This window comes from Streptomyces orinoci (assembly GCF_003121295.1).
Lineage (GTDB): Bacteria > Actinomycetota > Actinomycetes > Streptomycetales > Streptomycetaceae > Streptomyces > Streptomyces orinoci.
The window spans coordinates 1,475,118-1,493,450 of the sequence record NZ_PHNC01000031.1 but is presented as its reverse complement, the minus strand read 5'-3'; the positions used below and the strand labels follow the sequence as shown (position 1 = coordinate 1,493,450).

The 18,333-nt window shown below is 71.9% G+C and carries 16 protein-coding genes and 1 pseudogene; 9 read left to right on the top strand and 8 right to left on the bottom strand.

All coding sequences use genetic code 11. The features are described from left to right. Positions 1 to 151: 151 nt before the first annotated feature. Positions 152 to 913, top strand: a complete 762-nt coding sequence (locus tag CV755_RS34805; protein ID WP_109283606.1) for a protein phosphatase 2C domain-containing protein — start codon at positions 152 to 154, stop codon at positions 911 to 913. 431 nt (positions 914 to 1,344) lie between these two features. On the opposite strand, the gene CV755_RS29180 is transcribed toward CV755_RS34805, so the two are convergent. Next, the gene (locus CV755_RS29180) at positions 1,345 to 1,797 is read right to left on the bottom strand and encodes a MarR family winged helix-turn-helix transcriptional regulator (protein WP_109283235.1); all 453 of its coding nucleotides are present in this window, start codon (positions 1,795 to 1,797) and stop codon (positions 1,345 to 1,347) included. 207 nt (positions 1,798 to 2,004) lie between these two features. Here CV755_RS29180 and CV755_RS29175 point away from each other — a divergent pair, with 207 nt between their 5' ends. Then, positions 2,005 to 2,841 (top strand): lysozyme, encoded by an 837-nt coding sequence (locus CV755_RS29175; protein ID WP_109283234.1) that lies wholly within the window; start codon positions 2,005 to 2,007, stop codon positions 2,839 to 2,841. 68 nt (positions 2,842 to 2,909) lie between these two features. Here CV755_RS29175 and CV755_RS29170 read toward each other — a convergent pair whose 3' ends face one another. Continuing rightward, positions 2,910 to 5,786 carry a M4 family metallopeptidase gene (locus CV755_RS29170; RefSeq protein ID WP_422070600.1) on the bottom strand — a complete coding sequence of 959 codons (2,877 nt, stop codon included), beginning with the start codon at positions 5,784 to 5,786 and terminating at the stop codon, positions 2,910 to 2,912. A 303-nt stretch (positions 5,787 to 6,089) separates the two neighbouring features. On the opposite strand from CV755_RS29170, the gene CV755_RS29165 reads away from it, so the two are divergent. The 3 genes from CV755_RS29165 (at position 6,090) to CV755_RS29155 (ending at position 8,854) form a co-directional block, all read left to right on the top strand. Then, complete coding sequence (locus CV755_RS29165) at positions 6,090 to 6,944, top strand: arylamine N-acetyltransferase family protein (protein ID WP_109283232.1); 855 nt, start codon at positions 6,090 to 6,092, stop codon at positions 6,942 to 6,944. Between the two features lie 66 nt (positions 6,945 to 7,010). Then, positions 7,011 to 7,829, top strand: coding sequence for a class I SAM-dependent methyltransferase (locus tag CV755_RS29160; protein ID WP_161968763.1), 819 nt, complete (start codon positions 7,011 to 7,013; stop codon positions 7,827 to 7,829). A 125-nt stretch (positions 7,830 to 7,954) separates the two neighbouring features. Further along, on the top strand, positions 7,955 to 8,854 hold the full coding sequence (locus CV755_RS29155; protein ID WP_109283230.1) for a LysR family transcriptional regulator: 900 nt from the start codon (positions 7,955 to 7,957) through the stop codon (positions 8,852 to 8,854). A 227-nt stretch (positions 8,855 to 9,081) separates the two neighbouring features. Here CV755_RS29155 and CV755_RS29150 read toward each other — a convergent pair whose 3' ends face one another. The 6 genes and pseudogenes from CV755_RS29150 to CV755_RS29125 all read right to left on the bottom strand — a co-directional run. Then, positions 9,082 to 10,347, bottom strand: a complete 1,266-nt coding sequence (locus CV755_RS29150) for an aminotransferase family protein (RefSeq protein WP_109283229.1) — start codon at positions 10,345 to 10,347, stop codon at positions 9,082 to 9,084. Further along, positions 10,344 to 11,585: an MFS transporter gene (locus CV755_RS29145; RefSeq protein WP_206608451.1), complete on the bottom strand. Its 1,242-nt coding sequence runs from the start codon at positions 11,583 to 11,585 to the stop codon at positions 10,344 to 10,346. Before CV755_RS29145 ends, CV755_RS29150 begins: the two co-directional genes overlap by 4 nt. Further along, positions 11,582 to 12,859 carry a 5-aminolevulinate synthase gene (hemA, locus tag CV755_RS29140; RefSeq protein ID WP_241561435.1) on the bottom strand — a complete coding sequence of 426 codons (1,278 nt, stop codon included), beginning with the start codon at positions 12,857 to 12,859 and terminating at the stop codon, positions 11,582 to 11,584. The genes CV755_RS29145 and hemA overlap by 4 nt, the downstream gene beginning before the upstream one ends. Positions 12,860 to 12,876: 17 nt before the next feature. Then, a complete protein-coding gene (locus CV755_RS29135) occupies positions 12,877 to 14,598 on the bottom strand; it encodes an acetolactate synthase catalytic subunit (RefSeq protein ID WP_109283227.1) in 1,722 nt (573 codons plus the stop codon). 195 nt (positions 14,599 to 14,793) lie between these two features. Beyond that, positions 14,794 to 15,009, bottom strand: coding sequence for a DUF397 domain-containing protein (locus CV755_RS29130; RefSeq protein ID WP_109283226.1), 216 nt, complete (start codon positions 15,007 to 15,009; stop codon positions 14,794 to 14,796). Beyond that, a pseudogene (locus tag CV755_RS29125) lies at positions 15,006 to 15,491 on the bottom strand (DUF5753 domain-containing protein); the annotation flags it as partial. The pseudogene CV755_RS29125 and the gene CV755_RS29130, both read right to left, overlap by 4 nt. A 156-nt stretch (positions 15,492 to 15,647) precedes the next feature. Here CV755_RS29125 and CV755_RS29120 point away from each other — a divergent pair. From CV755_RS29120 to CV755_RS29105, 4 genes are all read left to right on the top strand, one after another. Continuing rightward, on the top strand, positions 15,648 to 15,887 hold the full coding sequence (locus tag CV755_RS29120; RefSeq protein ID WP_162605219.1) for a hypothetical protein: 240 nt from the start codon (positions 15,648 to 15,650) through the stop codon (positions 15,885 to 15,887). 135 nt (positions 15,888 to 16,022) lie between these two features. After that, positions 16,023 to 16,922, top strand: a complete 900-nt coding sequence (locus CV755_RS29115) for an ABC transporter ATP-binding protein (protein WP_109283224.1) — start codon at positions 16,023 to 16,025, stop codon at positions 16,920 to 16,922. Positions 16,923 to 16,959: 37 nt separating this feature from the next. Next, complete coding sequence (locus CV755_RS29110) at positions 16,960 to 17,691, top strand: ABC transporter permease (protein WP_109283223.1); 732 nt, start codon at positions 16,960 to 16,962, stop codon at positions 17,689 to 17,691. Continuing rightward, complete coding sequence (locus CV755_RS29105) at positions 17,681 to 18,241, top strand: CocE/NonD family hydrolase C-terminal non-catalytic domain-containing protein (RefSeq protein WP_161968762.1); 561 nt, start codon at positions 17,681 to 17,683, stop codon at positions 18,239 to 18,241. Before CV755_RS29110 ends, CV755_RS29105 begins: the two co-directional genes overlap by 11 nt. The last annotated feature ends 92 nt before the right edge of the window (positions 18,242 to 18,333 follow it).

Below are 18,333 nucleotides of genomic sequence, written 5' to 3'. Positions count from 1 at the left end.
CCCTGGGTTCCCCCTTGGGTTCCCCCTGGGATCCCCCGCCGGGTTCTCCCCCGGGTTCCCCCCCGGCGACCGCCACCCGGTAAACCGCCCTGCCCGCCGGAAGGATGCGCGCCAACGTCCGCTGAAATCAGGGCTGGTGCACACTGGCCCCATGCGCATCGAACTCGCCACTCGCCCGGGTGATCCCGGGCGCCCCAATGAGGACTTCGTATCGGCGGTGCTGCCGGCCATGGGGCTGGGCGGGGCACTGGTGTTGCTGGACGGGGTGACGCCGCCGCCGTCCGGTGAGACGGGCTGTACGCACGATGTGCCCTGGTATGCGGCGCGACTTGGCGGAGCGTTGCTCGAAGGGGCGGTCTCCCGGCGGGACTTGACGCTGGCGGAGTGTCTGGGCGCCGCCATCTCCCGTACCGCCGAGGCGCATGGGGACCTGTGTGACCTCGGTCATCGGCGTACGCCGCAGGCGACGGTGGTGGTGGCCCGCTGGGACGAGGAGCGGGTGGAGTATCTGGTGCTGTCGGATTCGGTGTTGCTGGTGGAGGGGGTGGGCGGGGAGGTGACGCCGGTGCTGGATGAGCGGATCGCGGTGCTGGCGGGGAGGGGTGCGGTGACGGATGAGCATCGCAATGCGGAGGGTGGGTTCTTCACGGCGGCCGCGGATCCGTCGGTGGTGCGGCGGGCTGTCACCGGGAGTCTGCCGCGGGATTCGGTACGGGCGCTGGCCGCGCTCAGCGATGGGGCTGCGCGGTGGGTGGAGGTTTTCCGGGAGGGGGGCTGGGCGGATTGTGCGGCGCTGCTTGCGAAAGGGGGGCCGGGTATGTTGATCGACCGGGTGCGGGAGTTGGAGCTGACGGCTCCGGTGGGGTGTGGGAAGCGGCATGATGACGCGTCCGCGGTTTACGCGGAGTTGTAGGCCCGTCCCGTTTCCGGGCGCGAACCGTTCGCGGTTCCCCGCGCTCCTGAGAGGGGCGCACCGGCGCCGCGTTGTGGGCAGTCGTTCCGCTGGCGATGGGGGCACCCCCGGCCGGAGGCTGGGGGAGGGTGGGCACAACGCGACCACCGGGCCGCACCCGGCGACGAGACCCCCATTTCCGGTGCGGGCCGCCCTGGGCTGGTCGCGCAGTTCCCCGCGCCCCTGAGAGGGGCGCAACCCGGCGCCAATGCGGCGTCTGCCAGCGCATCTTGGTGTTCGGCCGCGGGCCGTGGGGCTTGCTCGCGCAGTTCCCCGCGCCCCTGGAAGGGCGCACCCCGGCGCCGACACGGCGTCTGCCAATGCCCCTTGATGTTCGGCCGCGGGCCGGGGGTGGTTGCTCGCGCAGTTCCCCGCGCCCCTGATGGGGCGGCCTAAGGGCCGACGCTGGTGTTGAGTTGGTGGAGGAGGCGGGCCAGTTCCGCGATCTCCGCGCGGTCCCAGTCCGCCAGTTTGCGGACATACTGCGCACGCCGCGCATCCCGGACCCGGGTGAAGCGCTCGCTGCCCTCTTCCGTCAGCTCGACCAGCGAGGCCCGGCCGTCCGCCGGGTCGGGGGTGCGGGCGATCAGCCCCAGCTCGTCCAGCGCCCGGAGCTGGCGGCTCATGGTGGCCTTGCCCACGCCGAAGTAGGCGGCCAGCTCGGTGGCCCGCTGCCGCCCCGTCTCGGCCAGCCGCACCAGCAGTCCATAGGCGGCGGGCTCCAGCTCGGGGTGGACCTCGCGGGCCATCTCCCCGGAGGACGCCCGCGCCCGGCGCAGGAAGACCGCCAACTCCCGCTCCAGCGCCAGGAACTCCTGCTCCCCGTCCTCGCCGATCTCCCGCACCTCGCGCCCTCTTCGCTTTTCCGCCGCCGACAGTTCTCCACCGCGGCCATTCGCCGCGGCCGGGCCAGTATTTCCCAGGATCGGACCAATGGCAGCATCCCGGGCCCCGGGCCGGGGTATCACTGACTCAAGGCCATGACATGACCACACCAATGGCCAAAACCCCACCTCCCACCGAGACTCCCCCACCGAGCTCCCGGAGGCACCATGCCCGCGCACCACTGTTCCGGCCCCCCGAGGGCCCTCTCCCTGCTCACCGCCCTGTTTGCCGCGCTGGCGCTGCTGTGCGCGCTGCCCGGCGCCGCCCGGGCCGCAGGCGGCCCGCCCAGACCATCGCATCCCGGGCGGGACTGGATGGGCGTGACCGTACGGCCCCACGAGGGCGGCGGCCATGGAGCGCCCCCGCCCGCGCCGCTGGCCTTTGTGGAGGGCGTGGACGTCAGCAGCCACAACGGCAACGTCCCCTGGGGCTCCCTCTACCGCTCCGGGGTCCGTTTCGCCTGGGCCAAGGCGACCGAGGGCACCAGCTACACCAACCCCTACTTCACCCAGCAGTACGACGGCCCGTACCAGGCCGGAATGATCCGCGGCGCCTACCACTTCGCCCTGCCGGACAACTCCTCCGGCGCGGCGCAGGCGGCCTACTTCGCCGGCCATGGCGGCGGCTGGTCGGCGGACGGCCGGACACTGCCGGGTGTGCTGGACATGGAGTACAACCCCTACGGGGAGGCCTGCTACGGCCTGAGCGCCCGCCAACTGACGCACTGGATGGCCGACTTCTTCGCCACCTACCGGGACCGCACCGGACGGGACGCGGTCCTCTACACCACCACCGGCTGGTGGCACCGCTGCACCGGTGACTACACCGGCTTCGGCTCCGTCAACCCGCTGTGGACGGCGCGCTATGGCGCCACGCCCGGCGCCCTCCCGGCCGGCTGGAGCTTCCACACCGTGTGGCAGTACACCGACTCCGGCCCCACCGTGGGGGACCACGACCGCTTCAACGGCTCCTACGCCCGGCTGAAGGCCCTGGCCGACGGCTGAGCCGGCCCCGTACCGCCGTGCCCCCCGGCACATCGGCGCCGGGGGGCACGGTCTCACTTCCCGGTCGGTCAGCCGCAGTTACCGGCCGGGCGGGTGCGGGTGACCAGGTCGGTCCAGCCGGTGGTGCCGTCCAGCCACACCACCTGACGGCCGCTGACCGCCACCCCGGAGAGCTGCTCGCCCCGGTTGCAGGACATCCGGCCCCGGGGAGCGCCATCGGTGGTGAACTGCCAGAGCTTGGCCATGGTCTCGTTGTGGTACCCCTGGTCCGGAACCTGGGAGTTGACCGTCACCGCGCTCTCCGAGACGGTCAGGTCGAAGGCGTATCCGGCCTCGGCCGCCTTGTCCCGGGCGAAGTCCACCGGCGCGGTGCCGTCCAGGGCCGCCCGGCGCACCACGGTCCGTCCCTGGCCCTGGCCATCGGGCACCAGCCAGAAGACATTCTGGTGGTTGATACCGGTCTGCCCGATCTCGGCCGGGGTGCCGAGCTGGGACATCAAGGTCCTGGTGCCGCTCCTCAGATCCAGCACCTCGGTGCCATAGCGGTAGGAGTCGCCCTCCGGGTAGGCGCGGGCGTAGGCGATCCGGTAGCCGCTGACCGAGGGCAGTGAGGTGGACTGCTCGGGGCGGGCGTCGTCCACGAAGGCGGCCTTCTTCTCCCCGGTGCGCACATAGCCCACATGCCGCCCGCCGAAGGGGTCGGCGACCTCGAAGACCACCGCGATGTCGGAGACCCGGACATGGGTGACGGTGCCGGTGGTGGAGTACAGCTTGCGCACCGGTCCGCCGGACAGCGGCCGGGAGAGTACATCCACCCCGTCGGGCCCGTACGCGGCCCAGGCCACCGTCTTGCCGTCGGTGGCCGGATCGACGTGGTAGCGGCCGTCGTTGGGGCTCAGCAGCCGGGTGGCGCCGGTGCCGTCGGAGTGGCCGGCCCATACCGAGTAGGGCTCGGAGCCGTCGTCATTGGACTTGGCCGCGGCCCAGTAGCCGCCGCCCGCGCCCACCGTGCTGTCATTGGTGTTCACCTTGTCCAGCAGCCGGTCGGAGTCCACGCCCAGCGCCAGTTCCCAGTTGGGCACGATGCCATGGGCGTTGAAGTCCCGTTCCACCGCGCGCAGGGCGCGGGCCGAGATCTTCAGCTCGCGGGCGGCGGCCAGCACCGCGTTGCGGCCCTCGGTGAAGCCGTCCAGCGGGGTCATATAGCGGGTGAGCGCCCGGTAGACGATCTTGTCGGCCAGGGTGGGGCCGAGGTCCTTGCGCATATCCCACAAGGCACCGGAGAAGATGGTGGAGTTGAGGTGTACTCCGCCATTGTCGGTGGCGAAGCTCACGCCCAGGAAGCTCTTGCTGGTGGTGCGGCCGTCGCCGAGGTCCCGGAAGGCGCACTGGCGGGGCGACTTGGTGCGGCACAGCGAGCCGCCCAGCAGCCCGGCGTCGGGGTCGTCCATGGCGATCCCGTAGGTGTTGGTCCGGATGGCGGCGCCGAAGTAGTCGGCCAGCGCCTCGTTGAGCGCGCCGGACTGGCCCGCGTAGACCAGGCCGGCGGAGTTCTCCACCACCCCATGGGTCATCTCATGGCCCACCACGTCCAGTCCGGCCGAGAGCGTCCGGTACTCCTTGTCGCCGCCGCCGTACACCATCTTGGTGCCGTCCCAGAAGGCGTTGACATAGCTGCCGCCGAAGTCGGTCACGCCCACCAGGGAGTTGATGGTCATGCCCTGGCCGTCCAGGCTGTCCCGCTTGTGGACGGACCGGTAGTAGTCATAGACCTGGGCCGCCGCCCAGTGCGCGTCCACCGCGCCGGACTCGGTGGCGTCCTTGCCGAACTCCGGGGTGGGCGAGCCGAACTCCCGGATGCCCGCCGGCCACTTGCCATTTGCCTCGGCCACGTCCTTGCCGCGGGCGTCCCAGGTGGCGATCACATTCTTCGAGGTATCCGCCATCCGCCTGCGGTCGCGCAGCAGATACTCCTTGCGTGCCGGGTCCAGCTCCACGCCCAGCTCGACGGTCTGTCCGTCGTACTTCACCCCGGAGCCGGTGGTGACCGGGTCACCGGTGGCCCGCCGGGTGTCCTGGCGCGCGTTCCGGGCGGTGGCGGTGCCGGGCGCGGCGGGCCCGGCGAAGGTCTGGATGCCGCTGTACTGGAGCACCGGGAACCCGGCCCGGGCGTCGATATAGACCTCGCGCAGCACCGGTTCACCGGTGACGGGGTTCCGGCCGTGCACCGTGATGTGCTGGGTGAGCACCCCGCTGCCCCGGGGCAGCACCACCAGGCCCCGTGCCGTCCCGCTGAGCGCGGCGGCGGCCGGGGTGGGGCGGCCGGGGCGGGGCGGTACATCCTTGGGCCCCAGGGTCCGCCCGCCCAGCTGCCCGGCGACCGCGGCGACCGCGCGCCGTACGGCCGTCTGCTCGCCGACCTGGGCCCGGACCGCGGTCCTGAGGCCGGTGAAGTACCTGCCGGAGGTGCCGGTGACGACCCGCTTGCCGTCCTTGTTCTCCATCCGCACCACATACTGGCCGCCGAGGACCTCCACGCCCCGGTAGCGCTGTTGCAGCCGCACGGTCTCGGTGCCGTCCTGGCGCAGGGTCCGTACCGGCGTGAGGTTATGGTCCGGATCGGCGATCCGGTACCGGCCCTCCTGGCGCGCCAGGTGCGCGCGTGCCGCGTCCGCCGGGCCGGCCTTGGCGGTCACCGCCTCCCGGATTCCGGTCACCAGCGCGGGAGTTGCTGTGCCCTGCCCCGGGATCACCTCCACCGGGGACGGGGCGGGGGTCCTGGCGGCGGCCAGGGCCGGGGCCCCGCTCACCACCAGCGCGGCGGCCGAGACCAGCGCCGCCGCGCCACCGAGACCGCCTATGCCCGCGCCCGGGCCCCGCCGGCCGCTCCCCCCACCGCTTTTCCTGCCGCGTGTCCTGCCGCTCTGTGCTCTGGCCTTACGCAAGGAATTCCCTCCGTACCTGCACCTGCACCGGAACATCTCTTGGGCAGGGCCATGCAAGCGGTGATGTGTTAACCCATCAATGGGGCCTGATTGGCTACGGTCAACTTTCGGCCGCTCGCGGGGCGCTGGAGCAGGCCCGCCCCATGCCGGGCGGTGGCGCCCTCCGTCCCTCGCCCTAGGACCGGGAGTTGACTGAGTACGGTCTCGCGACAGAGGTGCGGCCACCGCTCGCCGCTTACAGTTCAGAGCCGGCACAAGCTGTACCAAGAGCACGGATCACGGGATCCGGGAGAGTTGGGACCCATGAATCAGGCGGCTGCCACGCGGATTTGGGACGGCCACCGGCTGGACCTCGACGCCTACCTGGACCGGATCGGATACACGGGGGAACGGGCGCCGACGCTTGAGGCGCTGCGGCGGCTCCAGCGGGCGCATGTGACCTCCATACCCTTCGAGAACCTGGACGTCATTCTGGGCATACCAGTCGAACTGGACCTGGCCGCGGTGCAGGACAAACTGGTGCACCGCCGCCGGGGCGGCTACTGCTTTGAGCACGCGGTGCTGTTCGCCGCCGCACTGGAGCGGTTCGGCTTTGAGTTCACCGGGCTGATCGGGCGGGTGACGCTGGGCGCGGAGAAGGTACTGCCCGCCACCCATGCCCTGATGGGCGTACGAGCGGACGGCGACCCGCGGCTATGGCTGTGCGATGTCGGCTTCGGACGGGGCCCGCTGGAGCCGGTGGAGATCACCGATGGCGCGGAGGCGGACTTCGACGGCTGGCGCTTCCGCATGGAGCGGCGGGAGGGTGCGCTGGGCGTGGACGAGTGGTGGCTGCACCAGTACGGCGCCGATGGCTGGGTGGACCGTCACACCTTCACCCTGCACCCCAGCCACCCCATCGACTATGTGGTGGCCAACCACTATGTCTCCACCCATCAGCGCTCCCCCTTCGTCAAGCGCCCCTTCGCCCAGCGGTTCGGCGTCACCGAGCACCACCGTCTGGACGCCACCGCGCTGGACACCTTCGGCCCCCAAGAACTGCTGGCCCAGCGGAAGATCGAACCGGCGGAGCTGGGGACGGTGCTGGCGGAGACCTTCGGTATCGAGCTCTCCGGGGAGCAGCTGGCGCATCTGGCGGCGGGGCTGGACTCGGCCTGATCCGGCAGCGCGCGTCGGTCAACTGAAGTCCGCCACCGTCAGGTTGGGGCCCTAATGTGTGGGGGCATGACGGACATCCATGCGCAGCCCGATCCTGAGCGCCGCAAGGTCTTCGGGGAAGTCGCCGAGCAGTATGAGTCGGCCCGGCCCGGCTATCCGGAACAACTGGTGGACGACGTCCTGGAGTTCGCCGGGCCGCAGGGCCGGGACGCGCTGGAGGTCGGGGCGGGGACCGGGAAGGCCACCCTGGCGTTCGCGGCCCGCGGGGTGCGGCTGACCTGTGTGGAGCCGGATCCGCGGATGGCCGCCGTACTGGAGCGCAAGACCGCCGGGCTGGGCGGGGTGACGGTGGTCGCCGGGGAGTTCGAGAGCTGGCCGCGCCCGGCCCGGCGGCGGTTCGGGCTGCTGCTGTCGGCCCAGGCGTGGCACTGGGTCGATCCGGTGTTGCGCTGGGAACTGGCCAAGGCCGCGCTGGTGCCGGGCGGGGCGGTGGCCCTGTTCTGGAACGACTGGTATCTGTCCGAGGACGCCCTCCGCGAGGAGGTGATCGAGGCACACCTGCGGCAGCTCGGCGAACTGCCCGACCACTCCATCCTGGACGCCCGGCCCCGGGAGTCGGTGATGGGCGACTACGACTGGGTGTGGGAGGAACTGCGCGCGGACCGGGGGTTCGCCGGTCTCACCCACCGGCGGTATGTGACCGAGCATGTGCGCTCCACCGCCGGCACGGTCGATCTGCTCACCTCGCTCTCCTTCTACCGGCGGCTTCCGCCGGACACCCGGGCGGCGCTGCTGGCCGAGGTGGCCTCGCTGGTGGACGCCCATGGCGGGGCGGTGCGGATGACCACCACCACGGGGTTGTTCCTGGCCAGAACGGTCGGCTGAGGCCGGCGTTCAATCCGCTGACGGCCCGCTCACGATCCGCTGACCATCCGCTGACCATCCGCTGACGGGTCAACCCGGGAATCGCCCCATGGAGTCCCGGCAGCCCCCCGCCTACCATCCGGATCATGGAATTACGGCGTCTGCGTTACTTTGTCGTCCTCGCCAGGCACCTGCACTTCGGGCGTGCGGCGGCCGAGATCGGGATCGCCCAGCCGGGGCTGTCCCAGCAGATCAAGGTGTTGGAGAAGGAGCTGGGGGCGGAGCTGTTCGTCCGCGGACGGGGAGAGGTCAGGCTCACCGCCGCGGGGCGGCGACTGCTGGACGGCGCCCCGGAGTTGCTGGAGCGCAGCGAGGCGCTGGTACGGGCGGTCAGTAGCGCGGCGCGGGGCTCCTCCGGCCTGCTGCGGGTGGCCTATACCCGCTCGGGGGCGGATCTGCGGGTCGGCGAGCTGGTGCGCGGCTTCCGTAAGGAGCACCCCGGCTACCGGGTGGAGGCGCTGACCGGGTGGACCAGCTGGAACCTGGAGCTGCTGTTGGAACGGACGGTGGATGTGGCCTTTATCCGGGGGCCGGAGCGGCCGGAGGGGGTGGAGGTGCTCCAGCTGGGCGCGGAGGAGATGGTGGTGGCGGTGCCCCGGACCCACCGGCTGGCCGCGCTGGAGTGCGTCCCGGCGGCCGAACTCGCCGATGAGCCGGTGGTGTTGTGGCCTCGCCACCAGGGACCGGCCTTCTACGACCGGATCATCGAGCAGGTCTGGCCGGACGGCGGCCCCCAACTGGTCCAGGAGGAGCCGGAGTCGGAACAGATCCTGGCGGCGGTGGCGGCCGGGGCGGGGGTCTCGGTACTCGACCGCCGCCGGGCCCTGAAGCTGTGCCCGCCGGGCGCGGTGGTACGCCCGTTCGCGGACGGCCCGGTACGGGTGGGGGTGGCCCTGGCCTGGCGCCGGGGCGAGGAGTCGCCCGCGGTGCGGGACTTTGTGGGGTACAGCAGGTCCCGAGGGCGCGAGTGGCTTCGCCCGGACTAGGCGGTGTCCGGGTGCGGGCCAGCAAAAGGGCACACCCGGCAACGTTCCGGCGTCTGCCGATACCTTTGGCCGTTCGGCTGCGGGCCCGCCTGGGCTGGTCGCGCAGCGCCCCATAAGGGGCGCGGGGAACTGCGCGAACAAGCCAAGCGGGCTCGCAGCCGACCGGCAACGGCCATCGGCAGACGCCATGCGCGGGCAGCCGCGCACCGCCCGCGCATGAAGACCGCTCACCGCACCGGAGCGGGGAGTTCACCCAAGGCGCACTCCAATCGCCGCAGCAGCTCGGTGAGTTCGTGATCCGATGTCGTCAACGGCGGAGCCACCATGACACTCTCAGTGGTGGCATCGATGCCCCCGGGGCAGAGAATCAGTCCATGCCGGCGAGCGGCGGCGATCAGCGTCCGGGAGAGTTCCAGGGGCCGGGCCGGGTCCCCGGACAGTCCCAGGCCGAGCATCAGGCCCCGGCCGCGGACCCCGGTCACCAGAGGGTAGGGCGCCCCCAACTTCGAGAGCCGCTCCAAGAGTTCCGCCCCCAGCACGGCCGCCCGAGCCGGGAGGTCCTGGCCGCGCAACTGCCGCAGCACGGCCAGACTCGCCGCCGCGGCCAGCGGATTCCCGGACATCGTATGGCCCAGTACCACCGATCCCAGCGGCCGTTCGAACGCAGCGGCCACCCGCTCCTGGACCAGGGTGACCGCCAGACTGGTGTAGCCGCCGGTCAGCCCCTTGCCGGAGGTGAGCAGGTCCGGCGCCACTCCGGCATGGTCGCAGGCCCACCAGCGCCCCGTGCGGCCGAACCCGGACATCACCTCATCGGCGATCAGCAGAAAGCCATGGTGGTCCGCCTCGGCCCGCAGCCATCGCAGGGTGTCCTCGGCCATGGGGGCCGCGCCGGAGGAGGAGCCGCCGACCGGTTCGACGATCACCGCCGCGACCCGGGCGCGGCCCACCGTGTCCAGGGCGTGCCGCCACTGCTCCGTCCCGGCCCGCAGGGCGCCCGGCACGGGCCGTACCCGGCTGCCGTCGGCGGCCAGCGCGGAGGGCAGCAGCGGGGCGAACGACGGGTCCAGTTTGGGCGGTTGGCCGGTCAGGGCCAACGCACCCGCCGTCATCCCGTGATAGCTGGGCTGTTCGGAGAGCACCACCGTACGGCCGGGCGAGCCGGTGCGATGGTGGTACGCCAGGGCGATGCGCAGGGCGCATTCATTGGCCTCGGAGCCGGAGTTGGCGTATTCGACATGCCCTGTCCCGGCCGGGGCGACGGCCAGCAGTTCCTCGGTGAGCCGGGCCAGCGGCCGGTTGGCGAACTGGGTGCGGTGGGTGAAGGTCACCTTCGCCAGCTGGTCCCGGATGGCCGCGAGGACCTGGGGGTTGCCATGGCCGAGGTTGACGTTAAGGACGCCGGAGGAGGCGTCCAGATAGTCCTTGCCCGTCTCGTCGTACACATACGAGCCCTGGGCGGACGCGGCCATGGGGAGCGGTGAGGCGGTCATGAGGTCCCTTCCGCGACGGTCCGGCGGTGGCCGGCGAGGACGACACCCGCCGAGCACAGGGCGGCGGCCACGCCGAACGCCCCGGCCAGGGTGGCGAATCCGGCGCCGCCCACGGTGAGGGCGCCCAGCAGGCTGGTGCCCGCCGCGATGCCGGCGTTCATCATGGAGTTGTTCCAGGAGACGACCGAGGCCCGCTGGGTCGGATCCACGGTGCTGAGGTACGCCTGCTGGGTGCTGTAGAAGGCGCCGCCCGCGACGAACCAGACGAACAGCCCGGCCAGGCTCAGCCAGAGGGTGGTGGTGCTGACCGCGACCACCACCCCCACGGTGAACACCAGCGCCCAGCCGATGGCCAGCCGGATCTCATGGGTGCCCTGGCGCCGGGCCCGGTCCACCAGGTGTCCGGTGAGCGTGGAGCCGGCCACCGAGGCGAAGCCCACCAGCAGGCCGATCAGGCCCAGGCTGCCGAGCGAGAAGCCGAAGCGCCGGGAGAAGAGCACGCCGGCATAGGTGTAGGTGCCCAGCCGCCCGGCCTGGAGCAGGGCGGTGGCCAGCAGGCCGAGCCGGATCCGGGGATCGCCCCAGGGCCGGACGATGGCGGCCCAGCCGCGCCCGCCGGATGGGCGCGGGCCGCGCAGCCGGGTGGCCAGCACCGGGACGGTGCAGGCCAGCAGAATGCCGATACCGGCGAAGGGCCAGCGCCAGGAGGACAGTTGGGCGATCAGGGTGCCCAGCGGCACACCGGCCACCTGGCCCAGGGAGTAGACCGAGGCGCCCCAGGAGACGGCCTTGCCGCGCTGCGCCGGAGCGCTGGCCTCGGCCAGATGGGCCCAGATGGCCGGGGCGGCGGCCGCGCCACCCAGGCCGGTGACCGCGCGGGCGGCGATCAGGGTGGGCAGGGTGGGGGCGAGCGCGCAGAGCACATTGCCCACCAGGAACACCGCCACTCCCCCGGTGATGAACCGGCGCCGCTCCACCCGGTCGGCCCAGACGCCGAACAGCGGTCCGGCGATGGCGTAGGTCAGGACATAGGAGGTGACCAGCGCGGCCGCGGCGGTGGTGGAGGAGTGCAGGTCCCGGGAGATGGTCGGCAACAGCGGGGAGACCAGGTACATTTCCGCGCCCATCAGGAAGAACACCGCGTAGAGCAGGGTGAACTTCGCCCAGGGAGTGGCCGGTTGGGGATCGGTGTCCTCAGCCGGCCCGGCGGACAGACGCGGGCTCGCGGGCGCGGTCACCGGGCGCCCGCCCGCAGGGCCGGAGCCGGCTCGGTGCCGGTGCCGCTGCCGGTGACGGGCGCCGGGACCCGGGGCAGGCCCAGGTCGTCCCACACCTCGTCCACCGCGCTGACGAAGTGCCGCACCGCGGCCGGGCTGTGCACCGGCGAGGGGTTGATGCGCAGCCGCTCGGTGCCCCGGGGCACGCTGGGGAAGTTGATGGGCTGGGCGTAGCAGAGGTGGTCCTCCAGCAGCCGGTCCGCCAGTTCCTTGCACAGATGGGCGTCGCCCACCAGCACCGGGACGATATGGCTCTCGGTGGACACCAGCGGGATGCCCGCCTCCTGGAACAGGCTCTTGACCAGCTGGGCGCGGTGGTGCAGCAGGATGCGCTCATTGTCGCTCTCGCGCAGTTTGCGCACGCTGGTCAGCGCGGCGGCGGCCAGCGCTGGCGGCATGGCCAGAGTGAAGATAAAGGCCGGGGCGAAGCTGCGCACCGCGTCCACGATGGGGGCGTCACCGACCAGGTAACCGCCCGCGGTGCCATAGCCCTTGGCGAAGGTGCCCATCAGCAGGTCCACCTGGTCGGCGCAGCCCAGCTGGGCGGCCATCCCGGCGCCGCCGGGGCCGTACATGCCGACGGAATGGGCCTCGTCCACATACACCAGGGCGTTGTGGCGCTTGGCGACGGCGCACAGTTCGGGCATGGGGGCGATATCGCCGTCCATGGAGTAGATGGACTCGAAGGCCACCACCTTGGGCACGTCCGGGTCGGCGGCGGACAGTAACTCCTCCAGGTGCGACGGGTCGTTGTGGCGGAAGATGCGGCGTTCGGCGCGGGTGGCGCGCATGCCCAGGATCATCGAGGCGTGGTTGAGCTCGTCCGAGAAGAACACCACGCCCGGCAGCAGTTTGCCCAGGACGCCCAGCACGGCGTCATTGACGGCATAGCCGGTGATGAAGGTCAGCCCGGCCTCCTTGCCGTGCAGTTCGGCGATCTCCCGTTCCAGCAGCACATGGGTGTGGTTGGTACCGGAGATGTTGCGGGATCCGCCGGCCGCGACCCCGGAACGCTCTATGGAGCGCTGCATGGCCGCCACGACCTCCGGGTGCTGCCCCATTCCCAGATGGTCGTTGCTGCACCAGACGGTGATTTCCCGGGGGCCGTCCTTGTGGTGGTGCAGCGCGGTGGGAAAACGTCCCGCCAGACGCTCGATCTCGATAAAGGTGCGGTACTGGCCGTTGCCCTTGATCTCGGAAATCTTCTCGGCGAAAAAGGCACGGTAGTCGACCACGGAGCTTCCTTTCGGATTCATTCCTGAGGGTTTTGGGTTCCGAGCCGGGGGTCGTTCTCCCACCCGGTGAGCGGCGGGAAGGCATCGGGGTCGGTAGCGATGCGCACCAGTGCGGGCCGGCCCGCCGCCAGGGCCTCGTCCAACGCGCCGCCCAACTGGGCTGGTTGGCGGACATCCCAGGCGGGCGCCCCGCAGGCGCGGGCGATGGCCGGGTAGTCCACCGGGCCCAGCGGTACCGCACTGGTGGCGGCGGAGTAGGTGTGGATCTCGGCGTGTTTCTGGTAGCCCAGCAGGCGATTGTCCAGCAACAGGATCACTACCGGCAGCCGTTCGCGGACGGCCGTCTCCAACTCGGCCCAGACATGGGCGAATCCGCCGTCACCGGTGACACAGACCACCGGCGCGCCGGGCCGGGCCAGGTGGGCGCCCAGCGCCATGGGCAGGCCCCAGCCGAGGCCGGCCAGTCCGCGCGGGCTCACAAAGCGCTGGCCGGGGCGGCGGGCGTGCAGATAGTTGGCGGTCCACACCGAGGAGTAGCTGGCGTCGGAGACCACCACCGTCTCGGGGGTGAGCCGGTGGTCCAGCTCGGCCATCACCCGCTCCGGGCGGAGCGGGGCGGCCTCGCTGGTGCGTACGTCCAGGGTGTTGTCCTGATAGCCGCGGCGGGCCTCGGCCAGGGCCCGCTCGGCCTCCGGGCGGACGGCCTGCCCGGCCAGTGCGGCGCGGAGATCCGCCAGGCCCGCCCGTACGTCTCCGGTCAGGCGAAGCGCCTCGTAGTTGCGGCCGATCTCCCGTCCGTCGATGTCCAGATGGGCATAGCGGGCGCTGCGCGGCAGGGTGCGCCAGGAGTCGGTGCCGTTCTCGTTGGTACGGGTGCCCACCAGCAGCACCGCGTCCGCCTTCGCCAGCCAGGGCAGCAGGCCATGGGCCATGCCGCGGTGGCCCATGAAGTGGCCGATGACGCCGCCGGACAGCGGATGGCGCTCGTCCACCGCGCCCTTGCCCATGGGGGTGGTGAGCACCGGGAGCGCGGCGTGCTCCTGGAGCGCGGCCAGTTCCGCCGCCGCGTCCGAGCCATGCACCCCGCCGCCCGCGATGATCACCGGGCGGGCGGCACCGGCCAGCAGTTCCGCGGCCCGGCGCACCTGCTCGGCAGCCGGCCGCGGCCGGTCCAGCGGCACCCGCCCCAGGCAGGCGGTACGGGGCGGCACTTCGGGCGGAACCTCCTGGTCCAGCACGTCCTTGGGCACCAGCAGCACCGCGGGACCGGGGCGGCCGGAGGCGGCGGCGGTGAAGGCCATATCGGCGTAGTCCGCGGCCCGCGCCGGGTCCTCCAGGCGGCGCACCCACTTGGCACAGGAGGCGAACAGCGCCAAGTGGTCCAGCTCCTGGAAGGCGTTGCGGTCCCGGTTGCCGGCCGGCACATCCTGGACCACGGCCACCACGGCGGTGGACGCCTGAAGCGCCTCGGCGAGCGGGGCCACCAACAGGGTTGCGGCGGGCCCGTTCTGGGCCGCCACCACGGCGGTGCGATGACTGACGCGGGCGAAGCCGTCGGCCATGGCGCCGCCCGCGTTCTCGGTGCGATAGACCACCTGCCGGATGCCACGGCTCTCGGCGGCCAGCAGAAAGGCGGTGGGCAGGCTCTGCCCGAAGACTTCCGCGACACCATGCCGCACCATCGCGTCCGCGAGTACCTGGGCGACCGACTTTTGCGTGGAATCTTGAAGCTGCGGCATGCAGGTAAGTTTTGGGGACGCGTAACTCGCGCGTCCAATACCGGCTTTGTATCGGCGGATAAGAAGCGTTTATCGGGTACGCCCTTGTCCGGTCGCGTCGGGCACCCTGGCGCGGGATGACGTCCGTTCCGCCGCCGGCCGCAACAAAGAAGCCCCGGCCCGCGGGTAGCAGGTCAGGGCTCCGGCCGACGGAGGTTAACGGCCTTGCCGCTCCTCGTTCTTGACGCTGGTCACAAACGACGACCAGGCGCCGGAGCCGAAGAGCAGTGCGGGCCCATGAGGGTCCTTGGAATCACGGACGGGGACCACGCCACGCGAGGCAACGAGGTCCGTGGCGACCTCTATGCAGGAACCGCCGTTGCCGCTGTAGGAGGACTTGAACCAGGTGAGGGGGAGGGAGTCGGTCGTCATGGGGTGCCCTTTCGTACCTGCTCGATCACGGCCACTGAATCCGCCTGGGAGAGTGCTTCGGCCTGTAGCTGATGGGAGGCCCTCATCAACGGCAGCGAGGAGGTCATTTCCCGGTCCAAGTGCCCATGCGTTTCGGACTCCACGTAGGAGACAACAGAGCGGTCGGACAGGACCAGCAGATTCACCAGCCGGTTGAACGGGCGTCGCTCGCCTATGGCGTAGGGCGCCAACTGGAGCGTGTTGTCCGGCTGTTCGGCGAACTCGATCAGTCTGGCCAGCTGGCGCTCCATGACCTCAGCCCCTCCGATCGGCCGCCGGATGCAACTCTCATCCAGGATCACGACCACGAGGGGTGGAGTGCGCCGCACCAGAGCCGCTTGCCGCTCCGCCAGGGACTCGACTCGTTCAGCGGCTTGTTCGGGGGTGATGGCGCCCCGCTTCACATTGCCCTCTTCCAGCGCTCCTGCGTACTCCGGCGTCTGGGCAGAGTGGGAGGCCCGGCCCGACGCGCTGCGGCCGGCCGGGGCCGACGAGAGGCGGCAAGTGGGGGCGAGCGGCCAGGACGACCCTTCGGCACTCGGGGGCCGTCCTCCGGTCGTCGTCGGCCGGAGCGGCGGCGTCAGCCGGGGGGCGCGCCCATGATGATGCCCCGGCCCATCGCCATGCCGCTGACCATGACCCACGCGGCCCCGGTCGTGACCGTGCCGCACTCCTCGGCCATGGGGTCCGTCAACTACGTCACCTGCGACGCCTGCGTCCAGTTCATGCGGGCCCGGGACGCCTGCCTGGAGCGGGGTGACGGAAGCAGCGCTCGGGAACTCGGCAAGGCGCTGAGGGAGCACAACAAGCGGCGGCACATGGTGGTGCTGGAGCCCTGATATCCACGGCGGGCCCGGCCATGGGCGCCCCCCCGGTGCTGCCATCGGCGCTGCCATCGCGGTGCCATCGGCCTGCCATCGCCTCCCTCGACAGTGAAGTCGTCAAGCACGGCGAGGGCAAGGGATTCAAGGACGATGGAGATCGGTCAGACGGCGGCGACGGCGGTCCGGCTGTCGGGGCTGCGCAAGAGCTACCCGGGTGGCGCCGCCCCCGCGGTGGACGGTCTGGACCTGACGATCCGGCGGGGCGAGATGGTGGCCCTGCTCGGCCGCAACGGGGCGGGCAAGTCCACCACGGTGGCGATGATGCTGGGCCTGCTGGAGCCGGACGAGGGCCGGGTCGAGCTGTTCGGCTGCCCCGCGGCGCAGGCGGTACGGGCCGGGCAGGTCAGCGCGATGATGCAGGAGGGCGGGCTGGTCTCCCGGGTCACCGTCGCCGAGCTGATCCGCTTTGTGCGCCGCGCCTTCCCGCGGCCGCTGCCCACGGCCGAGATCCTGCGGGCGGCCGGACTGGAGGGGCTGGCCCGCAAGCGGGTGGACCGGCTCTCCGGCGGCCAGGCGCAGCGGGTGCGGTTCGCCATGGCGCTGGCCGGTGACCCACAGCTGCTGGTGCTGGACGAGCCCACCGCCGCGCTGGATGTGGAGGCGCGCCGGGAACTGTGGGCGGCGCTGCGGCGGTACGCCGCCCGGGGCCGGACCATTGTCTTCTCCACCCACTACCTGGAGGAGGCGGACGCCAACGCCGACCGGGTGGTGGTGATCGACCGCGGCCGGCTGGTGGCCGACGGCACCAGCGCCGAGCTGAAGCAGGCGGCGGCCGGCCGCATCATCGGCTTCGCCGACCCGGGTATGCCCGTCTCCCAATTGGCCATGCTGCCGGGCGTGTTGGAAGCGGAGACGCGGGGCGGCCGGGTCCGGCTGCGCACCGTGGACGCCGATGCCACCCTCGCCGCGCTGGGGCCGGTACGCGGCCTGGAGGTGACCGGCGCCGGGCTGGAGGACGCCTTTGTCGCCCTCACCGGTGCCGGACGCTGACCATCAACTCCCTTTGCACATTAAGGAAAACGCGAAAATGGATATGACCCTCGGTTATCTGCGCCTGGAAGCGACCCGGCTGGTGCGCAATATCAGCTTCCTGATGGTCTCGCTGGTCACCCCGCTGGTGATGTATGTGGTGCTGGCGAACAAGGCCAGGGGTGCCCAGGACACCGAGTCGCTGTCCTTCCTCACCGTCACCATGGCCGCCTTCGGCGCCATGGGCGCGGTGCTCAACAGCGGAAGCGGTATCGCCGAGGACCGGGCCGGCGGCTGGCTGCGCCAGCTGCGCCTGATGCCGGTGCGCCCGGCCCAGGTGGTGGGGGTGCGCGCCCTGACCGGGATGCTGGGCGCGGTGCCGCCGGTGCTGGCCGTCCAGTTGGCCGGTGCGCTGGGCTACGGGGTGCACCACTCGCCCGCCCAGTGGGCGGCCACGGTGCTGGTGCTGTGGCTGGGGGTGGCGCCGCTCGCCCTGCTGGCGCTGGGCGTGGGCCATCTGCTGCGCCCGCAGCTCGCCCAGGCGGTCTCGGTGGCCGGATATGTGCTGCTGTCGGTGGTGGGCGGCCTGTGGGCGCCGGTGGACAAGCTGCCGCACTGGCTTCAGGGGGTGTCCCGGGTGACCCCGGTCAACCGCTATGCGGAGCTGGCGCTGGACGCCGCCCACGGCCGGGCGCCGCACGCCGCCGCCCTGCTGGTGCTGGCCGGCTGGCTGCTGGCCTCGGCCGGCTTTGCGCTGGTGGCCTGCCGCAGGGGTTCCCGTGCGGCCTGAGACCTGGTTCCTGAGCAGTGGCGGCGCGGCCCAAAGCGCCGCGGGTGACGGGAAGTTGGTCCTGGCCCCTCCCGGCCGGGAACCCTCCGACGTGCTGTACCACGACCCGTACACCCCCGTGCCGCCGCTCCCCCGCGGCGCCGACCGCGGGCCGGTCCAGCTGCGCGAGGACGTCCTGTGCTGGACCTCCGGCCCGCTGCCCGGGCCGGTCCCGGCGGGAGCCGCCGAGGCGGTGCTGCGACTGCGGATCCCGGTGGCCGAGGGGCGGCTGCTGGTGGCTCTGACCGATGTCCGGCCCGACGGGCAGGTGCTGGCCCTGGCCCTTGCGGAGGCCGTCTGCACCGGCCCGGCCGCCGCCCGCGAACTGCGCGTCCAACTTGCTTGTGGGTACGCGGAGTTCGCCCCCGGCCACCGTATCCGCCTGGAACTCTCCGCCCTGGGCCGGCCTCGCTACGGTGCGGACCCCGCACCGCTGAACGCCCCGGCGGTCTACCGCGTCCACCACGACACCGCCCGCCCCTCCCGGCTGGTGCTGGGGGCGCCCCTTTAGGGGCGCGGGTCGCTGTCACATGTGCGGCTCCGCCGCGTGGGCGCGACCAGCCACCCATGGCCCGCAGCCGAACGAAGCGGGCCATCAGCGGA

Bases quoted from the DNA above. Each gene is read 5' to 3' on its own strand.
- CV755_RS34805 (WP_109283606.1), top strand. From the start codon at position 152: ATGCGCATCGAACTCGCCACTCGCCCGGGTGATCCCGGGCGCCCCAAT.
- CV755_RS29175 (WP_109283234.1), top strand. From the start codon at position 2,005: ATGCCCGCGCACCACTGTTCCGGCCCCCCGAGGGCCCTCTCCCTGCTC.
- CV755_RS29165 (WP_109283232.1), top strand. From the start codon at position 6,090: ATGAATCAGGCGGCTGCCACGCGGATTTGGGACGGCCACCGGCTGGAC.
- CV755_RS29160 (WP_161968763.1), top strand. From the start codon at position 7,011: ATGACGGACATCCATGCGCAGCCCGATCCTGAGCGCCGCAAGGTCTTC.
- CV755_RS29155 (WP_109283230.1), top strand. From the start codon at position 7,955: ATGGAATTACGGCGTCTGCGTTACTTTGTCGTCCTCGCCAGGCACCTG.
- CV755_RS29150 (WP_109283229.1), bottom strand. From the start codon at position 10,347: ATGACCGCCTCACCGCTCCCCATGGCCGCGTCCGCCCAGGGCTCGTAT.
- CV755_RS29135 (WP_109283227.1), bottom strand. From the start codon at position 14,598: ATGCCGCAGCTTCAAGATTCCACGCAAAAGTCGGTCGCCCAGGTACTC.
- CV755_RS29130 (WP_109283226.1), bottom strand. From the start codon at position 15,009: ATGACGACCGACTCCCTCCCCCTCACCTGGTTCAAGTCCTCCTACAGC.
- CV755_RS29120 (WP_162605219.1), top strand. From the start codon at position 15,648: ATGATGATGCCCCGGCCCATCGCCATGCCGCTGACCATGACCCACGCG.
- CV755_RS29115 (WP_109283224.1), top strand. From the start codon at position 16,023: ATGGAGATCGGTCAGACGGCGGCGACGGCGGTCCGGCTGTCGGGGCTG.
- CV755_RS29110 (WP_109283223.1), top strand. From the start codon at position 16,960: ATGGATATGACCCTCGGTTATCTGCGCCTGGAAGCGACCCGGCTGGTG.